Genomic DNA, 21,540 nt, shown 5'->3' with positions numbered 1-21,540 from the left:
CGCTCGCCGCGCCCCGGGCGTACGAGCCGCCGGACGGCGAACGTCAGTCGGGGTCCGGCATCGCCGCCCGCTCTATGATCACGATCGGGATCTGCCGCGACGTCCTGCGCTGGTAGTCGGCGTAGCGCGGCCATGTCCCGGTCATCGTCTCCCACAGGCGGAGCCGCTCGTCCTCGGCCGCCAGGCGGGCCACCGCGTCGAACACCTCGGCCCCGACCTGCACCTTGACCTGTGGCTGGGCGAGCAGATTGTGCAACCAGAGCGGATGGCCGTCGGCGCCGCCGTTGGAGGCGACCACGAGGTAGCGGTCGCCGTCGCGGCCGTAGATGAGGGCCGTGCGCCGGGGCAGTCCCGAGCGGCGGCCGATCGTGGTGATCAGCAGCGTGGGCGCCCCGTGGAAGAGGTGACCGCGCTTGCCGCCGGACTCGGCGTAGCTCTTGATGTGCCTGGCCACCCACCCGGTCGGGCTGTCGACGGGTTCCTGGCTCATCGCGCCGCTCCGCCCACGTGGCGGTCGGCCCACTCGCGCGCCCGGGCGAACCAGTGGGGCGCGGTGCGGTGGCCGTTGAGCACGTGCCCGGTGCCGGGGACCACGACGGTCTCCAGCTTGGCGCGGGGACCGTAGAAGGGGGCCTCCTGGGCGTGCAGTGCGGCGGAGGAGGTACGGGCTCCGGCGAGCAGTTTGTCGTGCTCGCCGTTGACGATCAGTACGGGGGCCTGGATGTGCTTGTTGATCGAGGGAGGGGTGTAGGAGTCGCCGGGAGGGAAGACGTCCGTCGTCTTGGTGGCCTCGTCGGCGGCGATGACCTCGGGGTCGGCGTTGGGCCGGTGGTAGAACCAGGCGGCCCGCAGGCCGGGCCGGGTGGTGAGGTAGCCGTCGTCGAGCCCGCGCCCGGCGAAGCGGGGGTCGTCGGCGGCGCGGTGGATTCCCGCGCCGAGCTGCTCGAAAGCGGCCTCGTCCGGCACGCTCGACTCGCCGGTCAGGATGACGCCGTCCACCTCGGCCGGATGTGCCGCGGCCACGGTGCGGGCGAGGGTCGAGCCCAGTGAGTGGCCGACCAGAACGACCTTGGCGAACCGGGCGCCGCCCAGACGGCCCTGGCGCAACTGCTGGATGAGCCGGCGGATGACGATCTGGTGGGTGTCCTGCCCGAAGCGGGCGCTCGGCGGGTAGGAGCTCGCCCCGGTGCCGAGACGGTCGATGGCCAGCGTGGCGTATCCGGCGGCGGTCATCGTCTCCACGTAGGAGGGGCGCTGCCGGTCGCCGCGCATCCGCCAGTAGGCCTGGCCGTAGAAACCGCCGGGAATGAGCAGCTGGACGGTGGCGGTACGGCCGCGCGGCAGGCACAGGGTGCCGGCGACGCGCTGGTCGGCGGAGCCGCCGGAGGTCATCGCCACCTTGGCGCTGACCGTACGGCAGGTGGGGGAGGCGTTCGCCGCTGCCGGGGCCGAGATCGCGGGGATCGAGACGAGTGCCAGAAGTGCCGCTGTCGTGATGCGCATGGAACTCCTTCTGAAGGTACCCAAATTTGGGTAACCAAATTTGGGTATCGAACTATGGCTCATCCACTCCCTCACCGTCAAACCGGTCTCCGGCCGGTCAGGCCGGCTCCTCGCCGCGTTCCAGCCGCCCGATCAAGTCACGGACCCACGCCGCCTCGCCCGCCACCTGCGCCGCACGCAGGGCGAACAGCTCTGTCACGCTCCCCGGGCGCTTTCCCTCCCGGGCCGTGGCCACGATCTGCTCCCGCTCGCCCTCCAGGGCCCGTACCCGCTCCTTGAGCAGCTCGATCACCTCCGCCACGGGCAGCGCGGGCAACAGCACGAGGGCCGCGTTGAGCAGCTCCGGACGCCGATCGGGAACCCTCAGGGCGCTCCTGAGCAGCCCGAGGAACGCCTCCTCGCCCTTCTCGTTGATGGCGTAATCGACGCGGCCCGGCCATTCGTGCACCTCGCTGGTGTCCAGCAGACCTTCCTTGGCCAGCTGGCGCAGTGCGTGATAGATCGAGCCGGACCTGAGCCCCGCCCATTGCCCGGCCTCCCACGACTCCAGCTCGGAGGTCACCAGATAGCCGTGTGCCTGACCGTGCAGCCGCACCACGCCAAGGACCAGCAGTCGCGTCGCCGACATCGTCTCCCTCAACTCACCGGGGCCCGGCACCCGCCAAGCAGCCGCCCTGCCGGACAGGCTAGCCCGCCCCCCTTGCGGTGATGTCGTGCAGGCGGACCCGGCCGCCTGGCCGGAACCGGATACGGCCGGAGCGACCCGCGCTGTGTCCTCCGCGTTGAGGCCACTGCTCCGGCCAGGCCGTTGCACGACGCAGACCGCGTACTGCGGTGAGGCGCATCTCACGGCGGGGCCGGTCCAACGACCATCTCCACGCGGCCCTGGCCGGCGCGGCAGGACTTGGGTGCGATCTGTGGGCCGCTCGCACCCGAAGGGAGCTGGCTGCTGGGCGCTGCCGCTGTGACCTGCCGGACGTCGGCGACGCTCTCTGGCCGGCCCGGAGAGAAAAGCCTTCGCGCCGACAGTGATCATTTCGCTACGATGAGCAATCGAGCGAATACTTTCCGCGATCAACTCTTGATCTGGAGCTCTCCATGCGCACCTCTTCCGTACTGCTCACCTGCCTGGCGGTCGCCTGCGCCGCGCTGGCTCCCGTCGGGGCCGCCGCCGACGACGACGGGCCCGACGCCAAGCGCTACATCGCCTCCTACCACTCCGAGTCCGGGTGCGAGGCGGCCGGCCGCGAGGGTGTGAGGAAGCGACGCTGGACCAACCCCACCTGCGTGAAGACCATCCGCATCCAGCTCGGCACGTGGGACCTTTGGGTGGACTGACGCCGGAGCTCGCCACCGCCCCCCGGTGGCACACCCGCGGCGCGCACCTGGCCGGGATGGCCTCGGCGCTGTTGCTGGCCGTCCTGGTGGCGAGGTTCGCGGTGACGCTCCCGGACTGGGGGCGGGCCGGGCCGTCGCCGCCCGGCCCGGCCAGGGTGACCGCCGAGGTGACCCGGCTGGTGGTGGGGCTGCCGGTGTGCGTGGTCGCGGTGCTGCTGCTGGCCGACCGGTACGCCTTCCGCAGGGGCCGGCTGGTGCTGGCCGCCGGGGGCGCGTGGATCGTGCTGCCGGCCGTGTCCGACGTGCTCGCGCACCTGCGCGGCCCGTCGGCCCCCGTGGCAGCCGCCGCGCTCCTGATGGGCGCGGCCGGAGCCGTCTGCCAGCCGCTGACCGTGCTGCTGTTCCCGTTGTGCCTGCTGCCCGGCTCGGCCTCGCGCCGCTGGCGGCGGACGGTGGTGCTGGTGGCCGCCGCCGCCAGCGTCCAGTACGCGGTGATCTGGACCCTCGGCACCCCGGGCCTGCCCGGATTCGCCAGCCCGTGGCTGGAGACGGCGGCGGGGGAGTGGGCCGCGGACCTGCTGCACGACAGCCACGCCCTCCTCGACTGGGTGACCCTGGCCGTGACCGTGGCGATGACGGCCGATCTGGCGCGCGCCGCGTGGCGGGCGCCCCCCGGTGAGGGGCGCGGGGTCCGGGGGTTGATCGCGACGGCGTACCCGCTCTACGTCTGCCTGCTGCTGTCCGACCTGTGGGGAGAGACCTGGACGGTCGTGGCGCGGGCGGCCGGTGTCACACTGTGGGGGGCCATGATCTGCCTGGCCGCCTCCCGGGGCGGCATGTGGCGGCTGGAGCGCGTCACCAGCCATCGCATGGCCCGCGCGTTCGTGCTGGCCGTGCTGGTCATCGCCGCGACGTGCGCCGCCACTGGAGTGTGGGCGGCCTTCCCCGCCACGCGCACCGCGGCCACCGTGATCGCGGCCTGCTGCGCGCTGGTGGCGGGCTGGGCCGCCCGGCCGGTCGTGCGGCACGCCGTCCTGGCGATCGAGCGGGCCTTCTATGGCCCGCGCGCCCGCCCGCACGAGGCCGTACGCGCGCTGGCGGTACGCCTCCAGCAGGCCCCGCACCCCGGTTCGGTGCCCGAGCAGATCTGCCGCAGCGTCGTGGAGGACCTGGGCCTGTCCGGGGCGCGGATCGGCGTCGAGACCCGGGCGGGCCAGCGGGTGCTGGCCGCCGCCGGCTCGCCGGTGAGCGGGCCGGGGCAGGTCTTCCCGCTGCGCCACCACGGGCAGGTGGTGGGCCGCCTGGAGGTGGCCCGCGACGGCGCGAGCACGCCGGCCGAACGCGACACCGAGCTCCTGTCGCTGCTGGCCGACCAGGCCAGCCCGGCGCTGGCCGCGCTGCGGCTGGCCGAGGACGCGCGGGCCGCCCGCGAACGCCTGGTGCTGGCCCGCGAGGAGGAACGCAGGCGGCTGCGCCGCGAGATCCACGACGGCCTCGGCCCCCAACTCGCCGCGGTGCGGCTCCGGCTGGGCGTCGCGCAGGCGTGCAGCCTGCCGTCCGCCGCCGACGCCCACCTGCGCGAGGCCGTCGAGGTCCTGGGCGAGGCACTGGCGGAGGTGCGCCGGATCACTGCCGGCCTGACCCCCGCCACCCTGGTCGACCGGGGGCTGCTCGACGCGACCCGGATCCTGGCGCACCGCCTCACCACCGACGCCGTACGCGTCACGGTGACCGACCCGGCCACCCCGCTGCCCGCCCTGCCCCCGGCCGTGGAGACCGCTGCCTACCGCATCACCGCCGAGGCCGTCACCAACGCCGTACGCCATGCCGGGGCGCGCGGAGTCGAGGTGACGTTCACCGCGCGCCCCGGCGCGCTCACCGTCACCGTCACCGACGACGGCACCGGCTTCGACGCCGGCGCCGTGCCCGGCACCGGCCTGTCGTCGATCGCCGAACGCGCCGAGGAGATCGGCGGCGCGGCCACGATCGACACCGCCCCCGGCGGCACCACCGTGACCGCCACCCTTCCCACCACCCTCGGAGACCCTCATGAGTGAGACCGGGCCACGCGTCTGGCGGGTGCTGCTGGTCGACGACCACCCCCTGTTCAGGGAGGGGCTGGCCGCCGCGGTCGGCCTGGACGCCGAGTTCGACGTCGTGGCGCAGGCGGCCACCGGCCAGGAGGCCCTGGCCGAGACCGCCCGCACCGCCCCCGACCTCGTCGTCATGGACCTCAACCTGCCGGGACAGTCGGGCATCGAGGCCACGCGCGACCTGCTGCGCGCCCACCCCGGCATCCGGGTCCTGGTCATGACGATGTCCGAGGACGACGACAACCTGCTGGCGGCGATCCGCGCAGGAGCCCGCGGCTATCTCCTCAAGGGCGCGGTACGTGAGGAGATCCTGCTGGCCCTGCGTACGGTCTGCCGGGGCGGAGCGGTGTTCAGCCCGCACATGGCCGAACGGCTGACCCGGCTGTTCGCCGCCTTCACCGCGGCCCCCGCCAAGGAGGCCTTTCCGACCCTGACCGCCCGGGAGCGCGAGATCCTCGACCTGCTGGCCCAGGGGCTCGGCTACCGGCAGATCGCCCAGCGGCTGTTCGTCACCGACAAGACCGTGCGAAACCACGTCGGCTCGATCTTCGCCAAGCTGCGGGTGCCCGACCGGGCGGCGGCGATCGTACGGGCTCGCGACGCCGGGCTGGGCTCGGGATGACCGGAGGAGGCAGGACCTCCCGAGCCCGCCGCCGTCATCCGGCCGTCAGCGGTCGGTCCACAGGTTCCACATCCAGCCCTCCGCGCACTGGTACTGCGACCAGTGCCCGCGGTCGACCCCCTGCTGACCGGCCGTGATGCAGTCGCTGTGGAACCAGAACTTGCCCCGGTGCACCGGCAGGTCGGCGCGCGCCGCAGCCGACACCACGGCGCCCGGCTGCCGGGCCGTGGTGGTCTCCGCGGCGGCGGCCTGGGTGAAGCCGGCCAGAACGAACACGAACCCTGCGGCGGCGAGCAGCATGCGCTTCATGAGCGATTCCCTTTCTCGGGGCTTTCGAGCCGGCGCTTCCGGCTCTTCGAACACCTGAAGCTTCGGCCGCCCGGTGTCCTGGGCACATGGGGCACATGCCACGTCCCCGCCCTGACGCCTGCCCGGCCACGACGTCCGTGGGGCCGGCTCGCTCTGGGCGGCCACCACGCCGCCACGCGGAGCCCGATGATTTTCCTCTGCCGCCCGGCGCCTTGCGCCGCCGGCGTCAGGAGCGAGGGCGGCGTCGAGCACGACCTGGCCGGGGGAGCGGGGCTCCAGCGCCCTGCCTCACTGGGGCACTGTTGACGAAGTGGACGAGCAAAGAAACGGCCCCTTGATCACAGAAGTGATCAAGGGGGTTGTCATGGGGAAAGAACGCTCAGGCGTGGGTCCGTGGGTCGGCGTCTGCGCCACGCATTGCCTGAGTCTGATCCGACTCCCCACCGTTGCTGCTGCTCGCGGACGTGCCAGGCGTCGGTTCCTGACCGGCCGCCTTCAGAGAATGAGGGCGATCTTTCCTGCCAACTGGCCCCGGAGGAAGCGCTCGTGCGCTTCTTGCACCCTTTGCAGGCTGTATTCGGAGTCAACTCGTACCTTGAGCTGGCCCGCATCCACCATCCTGGCCAGCTCGGCGAGCCCTGCGCCGTCCTCGCGCACCTGGTTGACCGTGGTCCGGACCGCTCGGTGGGACAGATCCGGCACGGGTCCGGCTTGGGTGGCGATGGAGGCATAGCGGCCTTCATCGGCCACGGCTTCGGTGACAAAAGCGCCGAAGGTGTCGAAGACCGCGTCATAAGCGGCTACGGGGAGCGTGGCGCGCTCCGTTGTGGCCCATTCGGCCCCCAACTCCTTGGCTACCTCGACCTGAGCTGGTCTGGAAACCAGCGCGTCTACCCGGGCGCCGCGCGCTCGGGCCAGTTGTACGGCAAGACCTCCTACCGCGCCGACCGCTCCTGCCACCAGAAGACGTTCTCCTGCGCGGATGTCCAGCCAGTCCAGCGTCTGCAAGGCGGTGAGCCCAGGCAACGGCAGTGTCGCCGCCTCCACCAGGCTGATCCTCGAGGGGGCGGCGGCAAGCGAGCCGACCGGTAGGGCCACGAGATCGGCCCAGGTTCCTCGTCCGCTTCCAAGCTGGTGAGACATCCCGAAGACCCGTTCACCCACAGGCAGTCGACTGGTCGGGCTGTCCACGACGATGCCCGCCAGTTCCCAGCCCAAGGTCATCGGCAGGGGTGGGGTGCCCTCTCCGATGGCCCCCTGACGGGTCTTGTCATCGACGGGATTGATGGCGGAGGCGACAACGCGTACCAGCACCTCGCCCTCCAACCGGCGAGGCGCTGGCGCCTCGGCAATGGTCAGGACGTCAGGGTCACCAAAGCGGTCGATCCGCACAGTGCGCACGTTCAACTCCCTTCGATTAAGTTCGATCGGAATCTAACAATAGAGGCACCCCCTTAGGCCGCAGGCCGCAGGCCGCAGGGCGGCGAAGTGCGATGTTCGGGTCGGGGCCAGTGGCGTTCCGATCAGCCAAGCATCCAGCTTGGTGACGTTCGTCGCGGCGGCGATGAGAAAGTGCTGAAGATGAGTCTTGGCCGCCCCCGGTAGCGGGATCGCCTCAGGCCGGAGACCCTAACCCTCTGGGTCCAGCATCATGCCTCAGCGGGGAAGCAGGGCTCCAGCGCCCTGCCTCAGCGGGTACGGGGCGGCTGGCTTGTCGAGACCGTGAAGCGGGCGCTTGTGACTTCGTAGGAGCCTGGCGAAGGCCCAGCACCGTCTGTCAGCGCTGCCTGGCCGGCGCGCGCAGCGGCTGCGTCGGCTCGGCGAAGCTGCTCTGCTCGCGGGTCCCGGAGTGAGCCGGGGAGCGTCGCAGGACCGCCGTTGCCACCGTCACCGCAGCAAGGAGACCACCGGCGGCGAGCAGGGTCGTCCCGTCGGGGTGGATGAGCGCCTGGCCGCGCTGCGCCTGCCAGACCAGCAGCCCGGTCAGACCGGCGTAACCGAACGCGGCCACGATCACCAGCGGGACCCGGCGGACCCACAGTGCGATCAGGGGCAGCACCTGCAGAGCGTGCAGTCCGACGAAGTGGGCCACCCGCAGGTCGCCGCCACCGGTCGCCCAGCCGAGCAGCGGCATCCCCGCGCCGCCGTCGGGCGCGCCGACCGTGTGCGCGCCGATCGTGATCAGCTCGGCGCCGCCGGCCAGGGCGTCCGCCTGCTCCGGCGTCGGCGCGGTCATCAGGTAGCCGACCGACATGCCCGCCAGCGAGATCGCCACCCCCAGCGGGATCGCCCACGCCATCGCCCGGTCCACCCGCCGCTGCATGACCAGGAAGATCCCCAGCGCCAGCGTCAGCGCCCAGCCCAGGTAGGCGGCCCCTCCCATCACCATGAACACCGACTTGTCGAGCGTGGTGGCGAAGTTGAAGTGGCTGCGCACCCCGCGTACCGCCTGGAAAGTGATCGCCGTGATCTCCGGCAGCACGAACAGCGCCACCGTCACCGTGCCCAGCCACCACAGGGTCCGCCGCCACCGCTCGACCTGGCTGATCATCCAGGCGAGCGTGAGCGCGTACAGGCAGAAGGAGGCGGCGAACTTGAACGGCTTGAGCCACACCCCTTCGCCCATGACGGTCCGTCCGTCGATCACCAGGCCGACGGCGCTCACCGACATGAGCACCGCCATCGCGATGGCGCAGATGATGAGCGGGCCGTGCCAGGTTCTCCAGCGCAGGGCATTCATGACGTCTCCTTCGGATCGGCTGGAGACAACACTGCTGGCCAGGCGCGATACGAACCAGGGACGTGATCATCAGCTCCACATGACATCGTCATGAATCGGGCAAACAGCTCACGCGCCAACGGCCGAATCGGTCCACTGAGGCGGGGAGCGGCCGACGGATCCGCTGCGGCACGCGCCTGTACGGCCGCCGGTCATCGCTGTACTCGGTGTCGTGGTGACGAACGGGTCCTCCGCACCGCTCGGAGGCGGCTGCGCTGACGGCGTGACCTGAACCGGCCGGGCCGCACTGCGGCGGCGTCCACCTACTGTGCTGCCAGCTGCCGCACGATCCCGCCGGCCGCCACCCGGCCGGCAGCTCCCCAGACGCCGGCGTTCGCCGCATCACCGGCGACCCGGATCATCCGGTGCCGGCCGACGTGGTGTCCGGGCCGCCGGCCGAACGGGTCCGCTGCCTTGCCGCCTGAATGAGCTCGACGAGCGCCTGATCGTCGCGTTCACCCGGTCACAGGCCGATGTTGGCCTTGGCGCCCATGTAGGAACCGGCGCCGGGCCATCCGGCCTGCGCCAGCTCGGCGAAGCGTGGGGAGAGACCGAGCGAGGGCAGGTCGGCCAGATCGACGAACCGCACACCGCGGATCGGGGCTGAGTCGGCGCCTTCCGCGACCGCCCCGACCGTGCCCCCGACCCGGGTGGCCTCGAACGTCAGATGTACGACATGGGTGTCGCCGTCGGGCAGGTAGTCGCATATGTACAGCAGCCGGCCCACCTCGACGTCGAGGCCGGTCTCCTCGCGCATCTCCCGCACGAGCGCGTCGCCGATGGGTTCGCCGGGCTCGACCTTCCCGCCGGGCAGCGACCACGAGCGGCCGCTGCCGGTGTCCTGGTCAAGGAGCAGCATCTGGCCGTCCTCGATGAGTACGCCGGTGACTCGTACCTTCACTCGGGCACCGTACCCGGGCAGGCCGGGCGCCGCCGGCGGAAGGCGTGCGGTAGGGCGCGTCAGGTGCGCTCGGTGTGTGCTTGTGTGGCGGACCAGGAGGCGAGCAGGCGCAGCGCGTCCTCGGACGGGGAGCCCGGTTCGGCGGTGTAGATCGTCATGGACAGGCCGGGCTCGGCGCGCAGGTCCATGCTCTCGTAGGTGAGGGTGAGGTCGCCGACGACGTGGTGACGGAAGTGCTTGACGCCGGTGCCGTGGGTGCGGACGTTGTGGGCCGCCCACCGGCGGCGGAAGTCGTCGCTGCGGGTGGACAGCTCCCCGACCAGGTCGTGCAGGGCCTTGTCGTGCGGGTCCTGGCCGGCGGCGGTGCGCAGGTTGGCCACGGTCATGTCGGCGGCCAGGTCCCAGTCGGGGAAGAAGCGGCGCGCCGCGCTGTCGAGGAAGGTGAAGCGGGCGAAGTTCGGCGGCCGGGTCGGGTCGGCGTACAGATCGCTGTACATGGCCCGGCCCAGGTGGTTGGCGGCCAGCAGGTCGGAGCGGTGGTTGCCGATGATCGCCGGGGCGGTGGTGATGGCGTCGAGCATCCATTGCAGGGTGGGCCGTGCGGCCGGCTGCTTGGGCCGGCGCCGGCGCAGGATGGCGTTGCTGCCGTCGGCCTCGTGCGCGAGTCGCAGCAGGTGGGCGCGTTCGGCGTCGTCCAGGTGCAGGGCGCGGGCGAGCGCGTCGAGGACGCCGGCCGAGACCCCGGCCAGGTGGCCGCGTTCGAGCTTGGCGTAGTACTCCACGCTCATCCCGGCCAGGGCGGCGACCTCGCTGCGCCGTAGCCCGGGAACGCGTCGTTGCCCGGCGACGGGCAGGCCCGCCTGCCCGGGTGTGATCTTGGCGCGGCGTGAGGTGAGGAATGCCCGCACTTCGGACCGGTTGTCCATGCCGCAACGGTACGCCAGGCTCCCCGGCACGTGGGATGTACTGGTAGTACGCCCACCAGCAGAGAGTTCCTCACCCGGGCCGGCCCGGGTGTGCTGGATGCCATGACCGAGGTTGTGATCGCGGCCGCCGCCGCGTGGATCCGCCGCCTGACCGCCTGCCTGCTGACCGCCGCGCTGGCCGGCCTCCTGACCGGGTGCTCACTGCCGGCGGATCCGCAGGCCACCGGGCCGATGACGCCGCCGGTGTCATCGCCGGGCATGGCGAGCGCCGCGTCGGGGATGCCGGTGGTGCTGCGGTTCGGCGACCATGCCGTCACCGCGACGTTGACCGACACGACGATGTCGCGGCAGTTCACCGCGATGCTCCCGTTGACCGTGCAGCTGACGGACGCGTGGGGGCAGGCGAAGGCGGGGCCGCTGCCGCGACCGCTCACGGCCGGAGGCGGCGCGCCGGTCCACGATCCCACCGTGGGCGGCATCTACTTCTGGCCCGTGAGCGGGATGATCGCCGTCTACTACGACGACCTCGGCCAGACGGTGCCCGATCCGGGCCTGGTCCGCCTCGGCGTCGTCGTGGCCGGCCTGGACGACCTTTCCCGCGCGGGCAGCCGTCTCACGGTCCGGATCGAGCCGGCCGCCGCGACCAGTTCCTGACCTGCGACCTGTATCGGCGGTCGGACGCGGCCCGGCCGGTTCGGGGCCTGGACACGGCCGAGGGCAACTCTGGCGCGCTCAGGCGCGATTCTCCCAGAACAGCCTTTCTTCCTTGTCCGGATCGTTGACGATCCCGCACTCGGCGTCGATCCACATCGTGGCACGACGTTCCCGCGTATAGGCGGGCCAGGTCGGCACGTCCTTGGCGGACGGGCGGCTCTTGTGGGCGAAGCCCGCCCACAGCCCGCTCATGTGCCGCGCGGTCGCCAGCCTTCCCGGCGATTGATCGGCATAGAGAAAGGAGTCGAGGTTCTTGTCGGTGTTGGCGAATTTGAGGTTGATGTCGGACGCGTGCGGCGAGCCGATGGGGAAGTCGGTGCCCGGCACCAGCGTCGGGCTCCGGTAGGCGAGCTGGTACATGAACACGGGCGCGTTGCGCCTTGCCGCCTTGGACTCCGCGATCTTGATGGCGTCACGCCAGATGGGCGAGGTGGTGATCGCGAAGTAGAGCTGTGCCGGCGTGGCGCCGGGGCGCGACGTGCGGAAGGTCTCGATGATCTGCCCGAGCTCGGCGCCCTGATACGTGCCGCTCAGCGCCCTGCGCAGGCCGGCCTCGTCGATGCTGAAGATGTCGCGCGGCCCGAAGAGACTGAAGAACACCGTCTCGTCGCGGCACGTGCCGCACATCAGTGGCTTGTCGGCCGAGAAGGGTGCGACGCCGTCGGCGAAGGGGTGCCGTGGGATGACGGCGCCATCGACGAAGGCGCCGAAGCCGGGCAGGGCGGCAGGTTCACCCCAGGGCGCGACGCCGTTCGGGGCTTCGGACAGCTGGATCTCGAGCAGCCGCTCGGCCGGAATCTCGTGCAGCTTGGGAATGTCCGCCCTGGTCAGGCCCAAGAGCTCCAGCGTACGCTCGGCGCGAGCGGTGGCGCCTTCGCGCGAAGGAAAGCGCAGTGGCGCGGCGCTTTCGATCGAGGCCTTGTGGAACAGCCGCGCGGCAGCCGGCATGGTGTAGACGGCCGCGGTCTTGGCGCCGCCGCCACTTTCGCCCCAGACCATGACGTTGTCGGGATCGCCACCGAAGTTCTCGATGTTCTCCCTGGTCCAGCGCAGCGCCGCCAGGATGTCCAGCATCCCTTGGTTCGCGGCGTGGCCGCCGTCGACGAGGTCGCCCAGGAACAGGTAGCCCAGCAGGCCCAGCCGGTGGTTGGACTCGACCACGACCACGTCGTAGAGCTGAGCCAGATGGGTGCCGTCCTGCCCGGTGGCGGAGCCGGAGCCGATCATGTAGCCGCCACCGTGGTTGTAGAACATCACCGGCCGCCGCTCGCGGTCGGCAGCGGGGGTCCAGATGTTGAGATAGAGGCAGTCTTCGGAGGGCGCCGGCATCCGGCCATTGCCTTGGGGACCCATCTCATTGCCCGCCACCTGGAAGGCGGGGTTGGGAAAGCTCACCGCGTCGCGCACGCCGGACCACGGTGTGGGCGGCTTCGGGGCTTTGAACCGGAGTTCGCCGAGCGGCGGCGTGGCGTACGGAACGCCGAGAAACTTGACGACGCCGTTTTCGTACTTCCCCCGCACCTTGCCGTAGCGGGTTGCCGTCACCGTTCTCGCGGCGCCCCGCGCGAACGCCGGGGACGGCATGCCCATCGCGGCGACCGCGGACAGTGACGTTCCGATCATGGCTCTGCGGTTCATGCCGGCATCCATCGTCAGACTTCCTGTTCTCTTGGGGAGCACACGCCGTCAGGCGGAGCTGAAGGAGAAGGTTCCGGCGCCCACGGTGTAGACGTCGTACCGGCCGCTGCGGCGCTGGAAGGTCGCGCCGGAGGTGAGGGCGGAGCTGGTGCTCGCCGTGGTGGCGAGCGGCACCCAGACCTCACCGCCGGTGCCGGGCGGCGCGGTGACCTGGAGGTGGAACTGGCCGGCGGTGTCCTGGGCCCATCTGACGGTCAGGGGGCCGTTGGCCGTCGGCGTCTGTCCCTGCACCCAGGTGACACCGGCCGGCCGGGGCTTGACCTGCCAGGTCGCACAGCCCGGGGCGACCGGTGTGGCGCCGAGGAGTGACTCGGTGAGGACCTGGGTGGGGCCGGCGGCCCGGGCTTCACACGGAGGCCGTGCGAAGCCCGGGTCCAGTGGTGATCAGCCGGTCGTCGCGCTGAAGGTGTACGAGCCGGACGGCACGCGGTAGACGGCGTGGCCGTCGTCCATGCGCAGGAATTCGGCCCGCTGCGAACTGGCGGCGGGCCGGTCCTTGGCCGGGACCCACACCTCGGCGGTGGTGTTGGGCGGGATCTCGACCGTCAGCTTGAAGGTCCGCTGCCCGCGGCTCCACTCCGACGTCACCACGCCCTGCGGCGTGGTGTAGCTGCCCTTGACGAACGTGAGGTCGCCGACCGGCTTGGGCCGGATGACGAGCTCCCGATAGGCGACGGAGCCCTCGGCCGCCCCGATGCCGGCCAGGCCGCTGTGGAACCACTCCTCGATCTGGGCGAGGATCATGTGGTTCTTGGAGTCGCCCCGGTTCCAGCGCTCGCCGATCGTGGTCATGCCGCCGGGGTTGGCGGGCGTGGAGGCCATGAAGTAGCCGTAGCTCGGCTGGGCGTCGCTCTGCAGCAGCTCCCACAGCACGTCGTCCCGGCCGCCGGCGGCCAGCGCCCGCACCGTCGGCGCCATGCCGATGGTGCCGCCGCTGAAGTGCGGGCCTTCGCCGTTGGGGTGGAAGGCGTGCACGAGCTCGACGAGCGCGTCCAGGACGGCCTGGCGTTCGCCGTCGGGGACGAGCCCGGCGTCCAGGGCGAGCGCCTGGGCGGTCTGGGTGGCGCCGGTGGTTCCCGCGTCGCCGTCGGCGGTGTAGCGGCGCAGCTCGCGGTTGTAGAAGTGGCCGTTGAAGGCGGTCTTGATGTCGGCGGCGAGCGCCTGGTAGCGGGTGGCGTCGTCGGCGTGGCCGGTGAGCTCGGCCATCTTCGCCAGCTTGGTGATCATGATGTAGTAGCCCCAGGTGCCGGTGATCCGGCCGGAGGTCTGGTCGGCGGAGACCCAGTCGGCCAGGGTGGCGTCCACGATGTGCGCGTTCTCGCCGGTGCCGGCCTTCTGCCGCTGGATGTAGTCCGCGAAGTCCACCATCCGGTCGTAGTGGCGGCTCATCGTCTCGGTGTCGCCGTACAGCTCGTACAGCATCGCCGGGACGAGGATGATCGCGTTGCCCCAGTTGATCTCGTCGCCGAAGCGGCCGCTGTAACCCCAGTCGTAGACGGGCGTCTTCAACGCCACGTTCCCGCGCATCGGCGTGTCGGCCAGCGACTGGCCTTCCACCAGGTGCCGCATCGTCGTCTTCAGGTACGCGGCCAGATCATGATTGCGGTGGATGGCGCCCATCGGCATCGTGTAGTCGGCCGGGTAGGACAGCTTCTCCCGGCCCGGGCAGTCGGTGAACACCGACATGATGTTGGACGCGAAGGAGTAGCGGGCCATCTTGTGGATGCGGTTGATCCGGGCGCTGGAGGTGGTCACCTGGCCCGCGACGGGGGTGTCGGCCTGCAGCCGGACGCCCTTGATGAGGCTCTTGTCCGGGGTGAAGCCCTCGGGCAGGCCGGTGACCTGGACCCACTGCATGCCGAAGTAGTTGAAGTCGGGGTGCCAGCTCTCCCCGCCGCGCAGCCCGGCCGTGGTGTAGGTGTTGAACAGGTCACGGCCCCGCGAACCGTTCCCGCCCATGAGGGACGCCTGGTCCACGGTGCCGTCGGCGGCCAGGGACTCCGCGGGTGACATGCGGATGACGGTGCCGGCCGGCACGGTGGCCTTGAGGTCGAGCTCGGGCCGGCCGACGATGTTCTGCCCGAAGTCGAACACCCAGGTGCCGGGCGCCGGGTTCGTCATCGACACCGGCGTGAAGGTCTCCACCGCCTTGATCGGCTCGGCGGTCCGCGCGACCAGCCGGGTGGCCAGGTTCGGCGGCGGCGCGAGGCCGGCGGAGGTCCACTCCATGGCCGAGCCGTCGCGGCGCTTGGCGGTGGGGGAGAGGTCGGCGCCGGGACGGTCCCAGCCGGGCTGCTCGCGGCGGGCGTCGTGGTCGGAGCCGGAGTACCAGGCGTCGGTGACCAGCGGGCCGAGGGCGGTGCGCCAGCTGCGGTCGGAGACGATGACGTCCGAGGAGCCGCCGGCGTAGGTGATCTCCAGGCGGGCGATCAGGCGGGGCGTGACCGCGGCGCCGGCGCTGGGGTCGCTGGCGGCGATGTTGTTGCCGGATCCGGTCACCGTCGCGCCGGTGGAGTGCGGCTTGGACAGCCCGGGAGTGAACGTGATCCGCAGGCCCGCCGGGTCGATCGCCGTGATCGTACGCGACTCCAGGTTGTCGCCGCCGTCGCCGGTGTCGATGTTGATGGTGCCGCCGACGTGGTAGCCGGTGGCGCTGCTCAGCGTCACGGTGGTGGCGCCGGGGGCGGTGTCGGTGGTCAGGGTGCCGCTGCCCTTGAGCTGGCTCTGCCACCAGGAGTAGGGGGCGGTGCGGCCGACGGCCGGGTTGGTGACGTTGCGCTGCACGTAGGCGGGGCCGTTGCCGAGCCGTACGCCCAGCGTGTTCGCCCCGGCGCTCAGCTCACGGGTGACGTCGTAGGTGCGGTACTCGCTGGAGAGCTGGTAGTTGGAGTTGCCGGGGGCGAGCACCTCGTCGCTGAGCTCGCGTCCGTTGAGTGTCGGCAGGTGCAGGCCGACGCCGGACAGGTAGAGGCGGGCCGAGGCCACCCGCTTGCGGCGGTCGAGGTCGAACGCGCGGGCGAAGATCGGCATGGGCTGCGTCGCGGCGCGGCCGGGGTAGTCGATCCATCGCGCCGCCCCCCAGTCGTCCTGCCGCAGCAGGCCCATCTCCCAGGACGACGGCTCGCTCCAGTCCGAGGGCTGCCGGCCCGCGTCCCAGACCCGGACGTGCCAGCTGACCTGCTGCCGCGAGCCGAGGGCCCGGCCGCCGTAGCGGACGCCGGACTGGGTGGCGGCGTTCACCTTGCCGGAGTCCCAGATCAGCCGCCCGCGCCTGAGGTCGCTCTCGCTGGCCGCCACCTGGATCTGGTAGGCCGTCTGCGCGTCGGCCGGACAGGCGGTTCTGGATCCCGGCCGTGGGCAGGGGTGCCCGGCGGAGGACCGCGCCGGGGCCATCCGCCACCCGAGCAAGGGGGCAGGGTTGTCGATGCCGAGTGGCCGGTCGCGCCGGCCGTCCACCCGCAGGTCGACGACCTCGACGGAGGAGCGTCGCTCGGCGGCCGCGGGCGGGGCCTGCGTGAGGACGAGGGTGAACGCCACCCCCAGCCCTGCTAACGCGCGGATGCGGCGAGGTGGTGAGGACACGGGTACTCCCTTCCGGCCGCCGTCGCCGGACGGCGCCGGTACTTCACCGGTTTGGCGGAGGCGTCAGGGGGAGCGCATGCTCCTCCCAGGGTGAAAACGTTTTAAGAACCTCGCGGATGTCGCTAACGTAAGCGCTCCCTCATATGTCGTCAAGAGGGAAGTGAGCAACGATTTCCGGAGCAACGCCATCTCTAACGTCTGACAAGTGATCCAAATGGGTAACGATACCCATCTCGATCAGGCCCTTGACCAGCGATGATTCCAACGCCCGCGGGAAGGCGGCGGGCAGCGGCGACACCGATCACTGACGGTGGTGAGTCCGGCTGAGCTGGCATTTCGTGCTGTCAGGGCGAGGGACGTCAGCGCGTACGGCACGATCGCCAGGGTATTGACACCCGCAGCTCCGCCACTTACGGTCAGTGCCCTTAAAACGTTTCGCCCAACGTCTAGGAGGGCGCGTGAGCGACTCTGCTCCTCTTCTTTCGTTACGCAATGTGAGCAAGAATTTCGGCGCCGTCCAGGCGCTGTCCGGCGTGCGGCTCGATCTGTGGCCGGGCGAAGCGCACGGCCTGGTGGGAGAGAACGGGGCCGGCAAGTCCACTCTGGTGAAGATCCTTTCCGGCGCTCACGCGGCGGATTCGGGCTCGTTGACAGTGGACGGGAAGGAGTTGTCTCCTGCGGGCCCGGCCGACGCGCAGGCCGCCGGCATCGCGGTGATCTATCAGGAACCGACCCTTTTCCCCGACCTCTCGGTGGCCGAGAACATCTTCATGGGCCGTCAGCCCTTGCGCGGCCTGCGCCGCATCGACGCGGCCGCTCAACGGGCGAGGGTGACGGCGTTGTTCGGCAGGTTGGGCGTGTCCCTGAGCCCCGACCGGCCCGCGCGCGGCCTGTCCATCGCCGACCAGCAGCTCGTGGAGATCGCGAAGGCGCTGGCGTTCGACGCGCGCGTCCTGATCATGGATGAGCCGACGGCGGCGTTGTCGGGGGTGGAGGTCGAGCGGCTGTTCTCGGTCGTCGAATCCCTGCGTGACGCCGGTGTGGCGGTGCTGTTCATCTCCCATCGCTTCGACGAGATCTTCGCCTTGTGCCGGCGCGTCACCGTGATGCGGGACGGCCGCTGGGTCTCCACCGATCCGACGTCCGCGCTCACGATCGACGAACTCGTACGCCGGATGGTCGGCCGCGACGTGTCGTCCCTCTACCCCAGAACGGCGGCCGCCGTCGGCGAGCCCCGGCTGGAGGCCAGAGGACTGACGCGGCACGGGGTCTTCGAGGATGTCTCCTTCACGGTGCGTGGCGGCGAGATCGTGGCGCTGGCGGGACTGGTCGGAGCCGGGCGCAGCGAGGTGGCGCGCGCGGTGTTCGGCATCGACCGCTACGACGCCGGTGAGGTCGTCGTCGAGGGCAGGACGTTGCCGCCCGGCGACACCCCCGCCGCCATCGCGGCCGGGCTGGCCCTGGTGCCGGAGGACCGCCGCCAGCAGGGGCTGGTGATGGAGCTGTCCGTCGAGCGCAACGCCACGCTGGCACGGCGCTGGCCCCTGAGCAGGCTGGGCCTGCTGCTGGGGAACGCCGAGCGCGCGGCGGCACGCACCTGGAGCGAGCGGCTGCAGGTCAAGACGGCCCGGCTGACCGACCCCGTCTCCACCCTGTCGGGCGGCAACCAGCAGAAAGTGGTGCTGGCCAAGTGGCTGTCCACCGAGCCGAGGGTGCTGATCGTGGACGAGCCCACCCGCGGCATCGACGTGGCCACCAAGGCCGAGGTGCACCGGCTGCTGTCGGAACTGGCCGGGCAGGGCGTCGCGGTGCTGATGATCTCCAGTGAGCTGCCCGAGGTGCTCGGCATGGCCGATCGGGTCCTGGTGATGCACGAGGGCCGCCTGGTCGCCGACATCCCGCGCGCGGAGGCGAGCGAGGAGTCCGTGGTGCTGGCGGCCACCGGTCAGGGAGGTGCCGGATGACGGCGGTGAGAGCCGAAGAGGGCACCCGGTTGGTCCACCGCCTGTTCGTGATCAGGGAGATGGGCATCGTCGTCGCGCTGGCCCTGCTCGTCGGCGGGACCGTGCTGGTCAACCCACGCTTCCTGACCGCCCAGGGCGTCAAGGACCTGCTGCTCGGCTCGACCATCCTGGCCGTGCTCGCGGTCGCTCAGAGCATCGTGGTCATCACCCGCAACGTGGATCTGTCGGTGGGCTCGGTGCTGGGCCTGTCGGCGTTCGCGACCGGCAGCCTGTTCGTGGCGAACCCGGGCCTGCCCGTCCCGGTCGTGCTCGCCGTCGGCGTGCTGCTCGGCGCCGCCTGCGGCGCCGTGAACGGCGCGCTGATCGCCGCCGCCCGGGTGCCCGCGCTCGTGGTCACGCTCGGCACCCTGTACGTCTTCCGCGGCCTCGACCACACGTGGGCCACCGGCCGGCAGATCAACGCCGCCGACATGCCGCCGGCCTTCCTGCGCATGGGGAGCGCCACGGTGCTGGGCGTGCCGGTGCTCGCGCTGTTCGCCGTGGCGGTGCTGGTGGTGGCGGGCTACTACCTGCGCACGTACCGCAGCGGCCGGGAGCTGTACGCGATCGGCTCCAGCCCCGCCGCCGCCCGGCTGGCCGGCATCCCCGTCGGCAGGCGGGTGTTCGCCGCGTTCGTCGCAGGCGGCGCGCTCGCCGGCCTGGCCGGAGTCCTGTACGCGGCCCGCTTCGGCACCCTCGACGCCAACGCGGGCAACGGCTTCGAGCTCAACGTGGTCGCGGCCGTCGTGGTCGGCGGCGTGGCCATCTTCGGCGGCAGCGGCTCGGTCTACGGCGCCGCGCTGGGCGCGGTGCTGCTCACCACGATCAGCAGCGCGCTGCCGGTGCTCGGCGTCAGCCCGTTCTGGCAGCGGGCCGCCGTGGGGGCGCTGATCCTGGCCGCCATCGGCCTCGACCGGGCGCTGTCGGTCCGGCTCGCCCGGTCACTGAGAGGAAGGAGCAGCCATGGTTGAGCGGATACGGTCGCTCACCGGCTCGTGGGACATGGCTCTGCTCATCGCCCTGGTCCTGGTCGTCGTGGTGGGCGCGATCAGCGTCGAGGGGGTGGCCAGCCCGCGCTTCTGGCGGTTCGTCACGCTGGAGGTCATCCCGATCGCGTTGATCGCGCTGCCCATGACGCTGGTCGTGATCACGGGTGAGATCGACCTGTCGGTGGCCAGCATCCTGGGACTGACCTGCACGGTGATCGGCCAGCTGTGGTTGTGGGGGATCTCCTCCCTGCCGGTGCTGATCGTGGTGGCGCTGCTGCTGGGGGCGCTGCTGGGGGCGGTCAACGGGGTGTTCGTGACCGCGTTCGGGCTGCCGTCGCTGGCGGTGACGATCGGCACGCTCGCGCTGTATCGCGGGCTGGCGTACGTGGTGCTGGGCGACCGCGCGGTGGCCGACTACCCGCCCGAGTGGACCACCGGAGCGATCGCCGCCATCCCCGGCCTGACCATCCCCTGGGTGATCATCGTCGTCGCGGTGCTCGCCCTCATGTCCGGCCTGGTGCTGCACGCCACCCCGGTCGGCCGCGGCCTGTACGCCATCGGCAACAACGCCGAGGCCGCCCGCTTCACCGGCATCTCCGTCGCCCGCACGAAGTTCTGGCTGTTCGTGGCCACCGGAGCGATGTCGGCGCTGGCCGGAGTCTTCTGGACGCTGCGGTACGCCAGCGCCCGCGCCGACAACGGCAGCGGCCTGGAGCTGGCCGTGGTGGCCGCCGTCCTGCTGGGCGGGGTGTCCATCTTCGGCGGGCGCGGCCGGCTGCTCGGCGTCATCGCCGCGGTCGTCCTCCTCGGCACCCTGCGCAACGCGCTGCAACTGGCCTACGTGCCGGCCAACAGTCTGACCATCATCACCGGATCCCTGCTCATCGTCTCCGTCGTGGGACCCAACGTCGCCGGCATGCTGCGTGAGCGGTTCGGCCGGCGGCGATCCGTCACCCCCTAGTCCCTGGCCACGGGCCACGGAAGGACCACCATCATGGCAGTGAGAAGTCGAGGCCGGAGCACCGTCCTGGCCGTGATCACCGCGCTCGGTCTCGCCCTGACCGGTTGCGCCGGCAGCGAGGAGCCGGCCGCGACGCAGCCGTCGGCGGGCGCGAGCGGCGCCGCGAAGACGATGAAGGAGGGCCTGAAGATCACCTTCCTGCCCAAACAGGTGAACAACCCGTACTTCGACGCCTCCGACAACAAGGGTGGCAAGGTCGCGGTCGAGGAGTTCAAGGGCGTCTACAGCCAGACCGGCCCCTCGGAGGCCAGCCCGTCGGCGCAGGTGTCGTACATCAACACCCTGTCGCAGCAGGGCACCGACGTGATCGTGGTGTCGGCCAACGACAAGGACGCCATCTGCGGTGCCCTCCAGGAGGCCCGCACGGCCGGCGCCAAGGTCGTCACCTACGACTCCGACACCAACCCCTCCTGCCGCGACGCCTTCATCAACCAGGCCAGCGCCGAGGGCATCGCCACCTCCCAGATCAAGCTGATCTCCGAGGCCGTCGGCCCGGACGGCGGCGAGATCGCGATCCTGTCGGCGACGGCGAACGCGACCAACCAGAACGCCTGGATCGAGATGATGAAGACCGAGCTGGCCAAGCCGGAGAACGCCAAGCTGAAGCTGGTCGACACCGTCTACGGCGACGACGACGACCAGAAGTCCTTCCAGGAGACGCAGGGCCTGCTCGCCAAGCACCCGCAACTCAAGGGCATCATCTCGCCCACCACGGTCGGCGTCGCGGCGGCGGCCCGCTACCTGTCCACCTCCGAGTACAAGGGCAAGGTGCAGCTCACCGGTCTCGGCACCCCGAACCAGATGCGCGAGTACGTCAAGAACGACACGGTCAAGTCGTTCGCCCTGTGGAACCCGTCCGACCTGGGCTACCTGGCCGCCTACACCGGCGGCGCGCTGGCCTCCGGCCTGATCACCGGCAAGGAGGGCGAGAAGTTCACTGCGGGCAAGCTGGGTGAGTACACCGTCGGCAAGGACGGCACCGTGCTGCTCGGCGACCCGTTCGTGTTCACCAAGGACAACATCGACGACTTCGACTTCTGAGATCTCCGGCTCCCGCTCCGT

Annotated in this window: 19 protein-coding genes; 8 read left to right on the top strand and 11 right to left on the bottom strand. The window is 71.2% G+C overall.

Annotation, left to right across the window (positions count from 1 at the left end; translation table 11 throughout):
- Positions 1–43: 43 nt before the first annotated feature.
- The 3 genes from SMD20_RS46225 to SMD20_RS46215 all read right to left on the bottom strand — a co-directional run bounded on the left by SMD20_RS46225 (position 44) and on the right by SMD20_RS46215 (position 2,131).
- Positions 44–490: a nitroreductase family deazaflavin-dependent oxidoreductase gene (locus SMD20_RS46225; RefSeq protein ID WP_329593972.1), complete on the bottom strand. Its 447-nt coding sequence runs from the start codon at positions 488–490 to the stop codon at positions 44–46.
- Complete coding sequence (locus tag SMD20_RS46220) at positions 487–1,503, bottom strand: alpha/beta hydrolase (RefSeq protein WP_329593971.1); 1,017 nt, start codon at positions 1,501–1,503, stop codon at positions 487–489. The genes SMD20_RS46225 and SMD20_RS46220 overlap by 4 nt, the downstream gene beginning before the upstream one ends.
- Before the next feature lie 97 nt (positions 1,504–1,600).
- The gene (locus SMD20_RS46215) at positions 1,601–2,131 is read right to left on the bottom strand and encodes a PadR family transcriptional regulator (protein WP_329593969.1); all 531 of its coding nucleotides are present in this window, start codon (positions 2,129–2,131) and stop codon (positions 1,601–1,603) included.
- 470 nt (positions 2,132–2,601) lie between these two features.
- Here SMD20_RS46215 and SMD20_RS46210 point away from each other — a divergent pair, with 470 nt between their 5' ends.
- From SMD20_RS46210 to SMD20_RS46200, 3 genes are read left to right on the top strand one after another with little or no spacing between them, the layout of a single operon-like run.
- Positions 2,602–2,841, top strand: a complete 240-nt coding sequence (locus SMD20_RS46210; RefSeq protein WP_329593967.1) for a hypothetical protein — start codon at positions 2,602–2,604, stop codon at positions 2,839–2,841.
- Complete coding sequence (locus SMD20_RS46205; protein ID WP_329593965.1) at positions 2,829–4,898, top strand: sensor histidine kinase; 2,070 nt, start codon at positions 2,829–2,831, stop codon at positions 4,896–4,898. The genes SMD20_RS46210 and SMD20_RS46205 overlap by 13 nt, the downstream gene beginning before the upstream one ends.
- Positions 4,891–5,556 carry a response regulator transcription factor gene (locus SMD20_RS46200; protein WP_329593963.1) on the top strand — a complete coding sequence of 222 codons (666 nt, stop codon included), beginning with the start codon at positions 4,891–4,893 and terminating at the stop codon, positions 5,554–5,556. Before SMD20_RS46205 ends, SMD20_RS46200 begins: the two co-directional genes overlap by 8 nt.
- 45 nt (positions 5,557–5,601) lie before the next feature.
- Here SMD20_RS46200 and SMD20_RS46195 read toward each other — a convergent pair whose 3' ends face one another.
- From SMD20_RS46195 to SMD20_RS46170, 5 genes are all read right to left on the bottom strand, one after another.
- A complete protein-coding gene (locus SMD20_RS46195) occupies positions 5,602–5,865 on the bottom strand; it encodes a hypothetical protein (RefSeq protein WP_329593961.1) in 264 nt (87 codons plus the stop codon).
- 495 nt (positions 5,866–6,360) lie between these two features.
- Complete coding sequence (locus SMD20_RS46190; protein ID WP_329593959.1) at positions 6,361–7,266, bottom strand: NADP-dependent oxidoreductase; 906 nt, start codon at positions 7,264–7,266, stop codon at positions 6,361–6,363.
- A 376-nt stretch (positions 7,267–7,642) separates the two neighbouring features.
- Positions 7,643–8,605 (bottom strand): hypothetical protein, encoded by a 963-nt coding sequence (locus SMD20_RS46180; protein WP_329593957.1) that lies wholly within the window; start codon positions 8,603–8,605, stop codon positions 7,643–7,645.
- A 502-nt stretch (positions 8,606–9,107) separates the two neighbouring features.
- Entirely contained in the window at positions 9,108–9,545 is a 438-nt protein-coding gene (locus SMD20_RS46175; RefSeq protein WP_329593955.1) for an NUDIX domain-containing protein, read from the bottom strand.
- 59 nt (positions 9,546–9,604) lie between these two features.
- Positions 9,605–10,471 carry a helix-turn-helix domain-containing protein gene (locus SMD20_RS46170; protein WP_329593952.1) on the bottom strand — a complete coding sequence of 289 codons (867 nt, stop codon included), beginning with the start codon at positions 10,469–10,471 and terminating at the stop codon, positions 9,605–9,607.
- 102 nt (positions 10,472–10,573) lie between these two features.
- Here SMD20_RS46170 and SMD20_RS46165 point away from each other — a divergent pair, with 102 nt between their 5' ends.
- Positions 10,574–11,125, top strand: coding sequence for a cyclophilin-like fold protein (locus SMD20_RS46165; RefSeq protein ID WP_329593950.1), 552 nt, complete (start codon positions 10,574–10,576; stop codon positions 11,123–11,125).
- Positions 11,126–11,203: 78 nt separating this feature from the next.
- Here the strand turns inward: SMD20_RS46165 and SMD20_RS46160 are convergent, their stop codons facing one another.
- Genes SMD20_RS46160 through SMD20_RS46150 form a run of 3 tightly spaced genes read right to left on the bottom strand, consistent with a single transcriptional unit; the run spans position 11,204 to position 16,465 of the window.
- Positions 11,204–12,835, bottom strand: coding sequence for a carboxylesterase/lipase family protein (locus tag SMD20_RS46160; RefSeq protein ID WP_329593948.1), 1,632 nt, complete (start codon positions 12,833–12,835; stop codon positions 11,204–11,206).
- 36 nt (positions 12,836–12,871) lie between these two features.
- Positions 12,872–13,261 (bottom strand): alpha-L-rhamnosidase C-terminal domain-containing protein, encoded by a 390-nt coding sequence (locus SMD20_RS46155; RefSeq protein ID WP_329594765.1) that lies wholly within the window; start codon positions 13,259–13,261, stop codon positions 12,872–12,874.
- Positions 13,262–13,267: 6 nt separating this feature from the next.
- Positions 13,268–16,465: a family 78 glycoside hydrolase catalytic domain gene (locus SMD20_RS46150; protein ID WP_329593946.1), complete on the bottom strand. Its 3,198-nt coding sequence runs from the start codon at positions 16,463–16,465 to the stop codon at positions 13,268–13,270.
- A gap of 494 nt (positions 16,466–16,959) precedes the next feature.
- Here SMD20_RS46150 and SMD20_RS46145 point away from each other — a divergent pair, with 494 nt between their 5' ends.
- From SMD20_RS46145 to rhaS, 4 genes are read left to right on the top strand one after another with little or no spacing between them, the layout of a single operon-like run.
- Entirely contained in the window at positions 16,960–18,429 is a 1,470-nt protein-coding gene (locus SMD20_RS46145; protein WP_329593944.1) for a sugar ABC transporter ATP-binding protein, read from the top strand.
- Positions 18,426–19,439 carry an ABC transporter permease gene (locus SMD20_RS46140; RefSeq protein WP_329593942.1) on the top strand — a complete coding sequence of 338 codons (1,014 nt, stop codon included), beginning with the start codon at positions 18,426–18,428 and terminating at the stop codon, positions 19,437–19,439. Before SMD20_RS46145 ends, SMD20_RS46140 begins: the two co-directional genes overlap by 4 nt.
- Entirely contained in the window at positions 19,432–20,418 is a 987-nt protein-coding gene (locus tag SMD20_RS46135; protein WP_329593940.1) for an ABC transporter permease, read from the top strand. Before SMD20_RS46140 ends, SMD20_RS46135 begins: the two co-directional genes overlap by 8 nt.
- A gap of 33 nt (positions 20,419–20,451) precedes the next feature.
- Positions 20,452–21,519 (top strand): rhamnose ABC transporter substrate-binding protein, encoded by a 1,068-nt coding sequence (gene rhaS, locus SMD20_RS46130; RefSeq protein WP_442942645.1) that lies wholly within the window; start codon positions 20,452–20,454, stop codon positions 21,517–21,519.
- The last annotated feature ends 21 nt before the right edge of the window (positions 21,520–21,540 follow it).

Source organism: Nonomuraea sp. LP-02 (assembly GCF_036289125.1).
In the GTDB taxonomy this organism is placed as follows: domain Bacteria; phylum Actinomycetota; class Actinomycetes; order Streptosporangiales; family Streptosporangiaceae; genus Nonomuraea; species Nonomuraea bangladeshensis.
The sequence above is the reverse complement of the archived record's forward strand: the minus strand, read 5'-3'. Positions and strand labels throughout refer to the sequence as shown.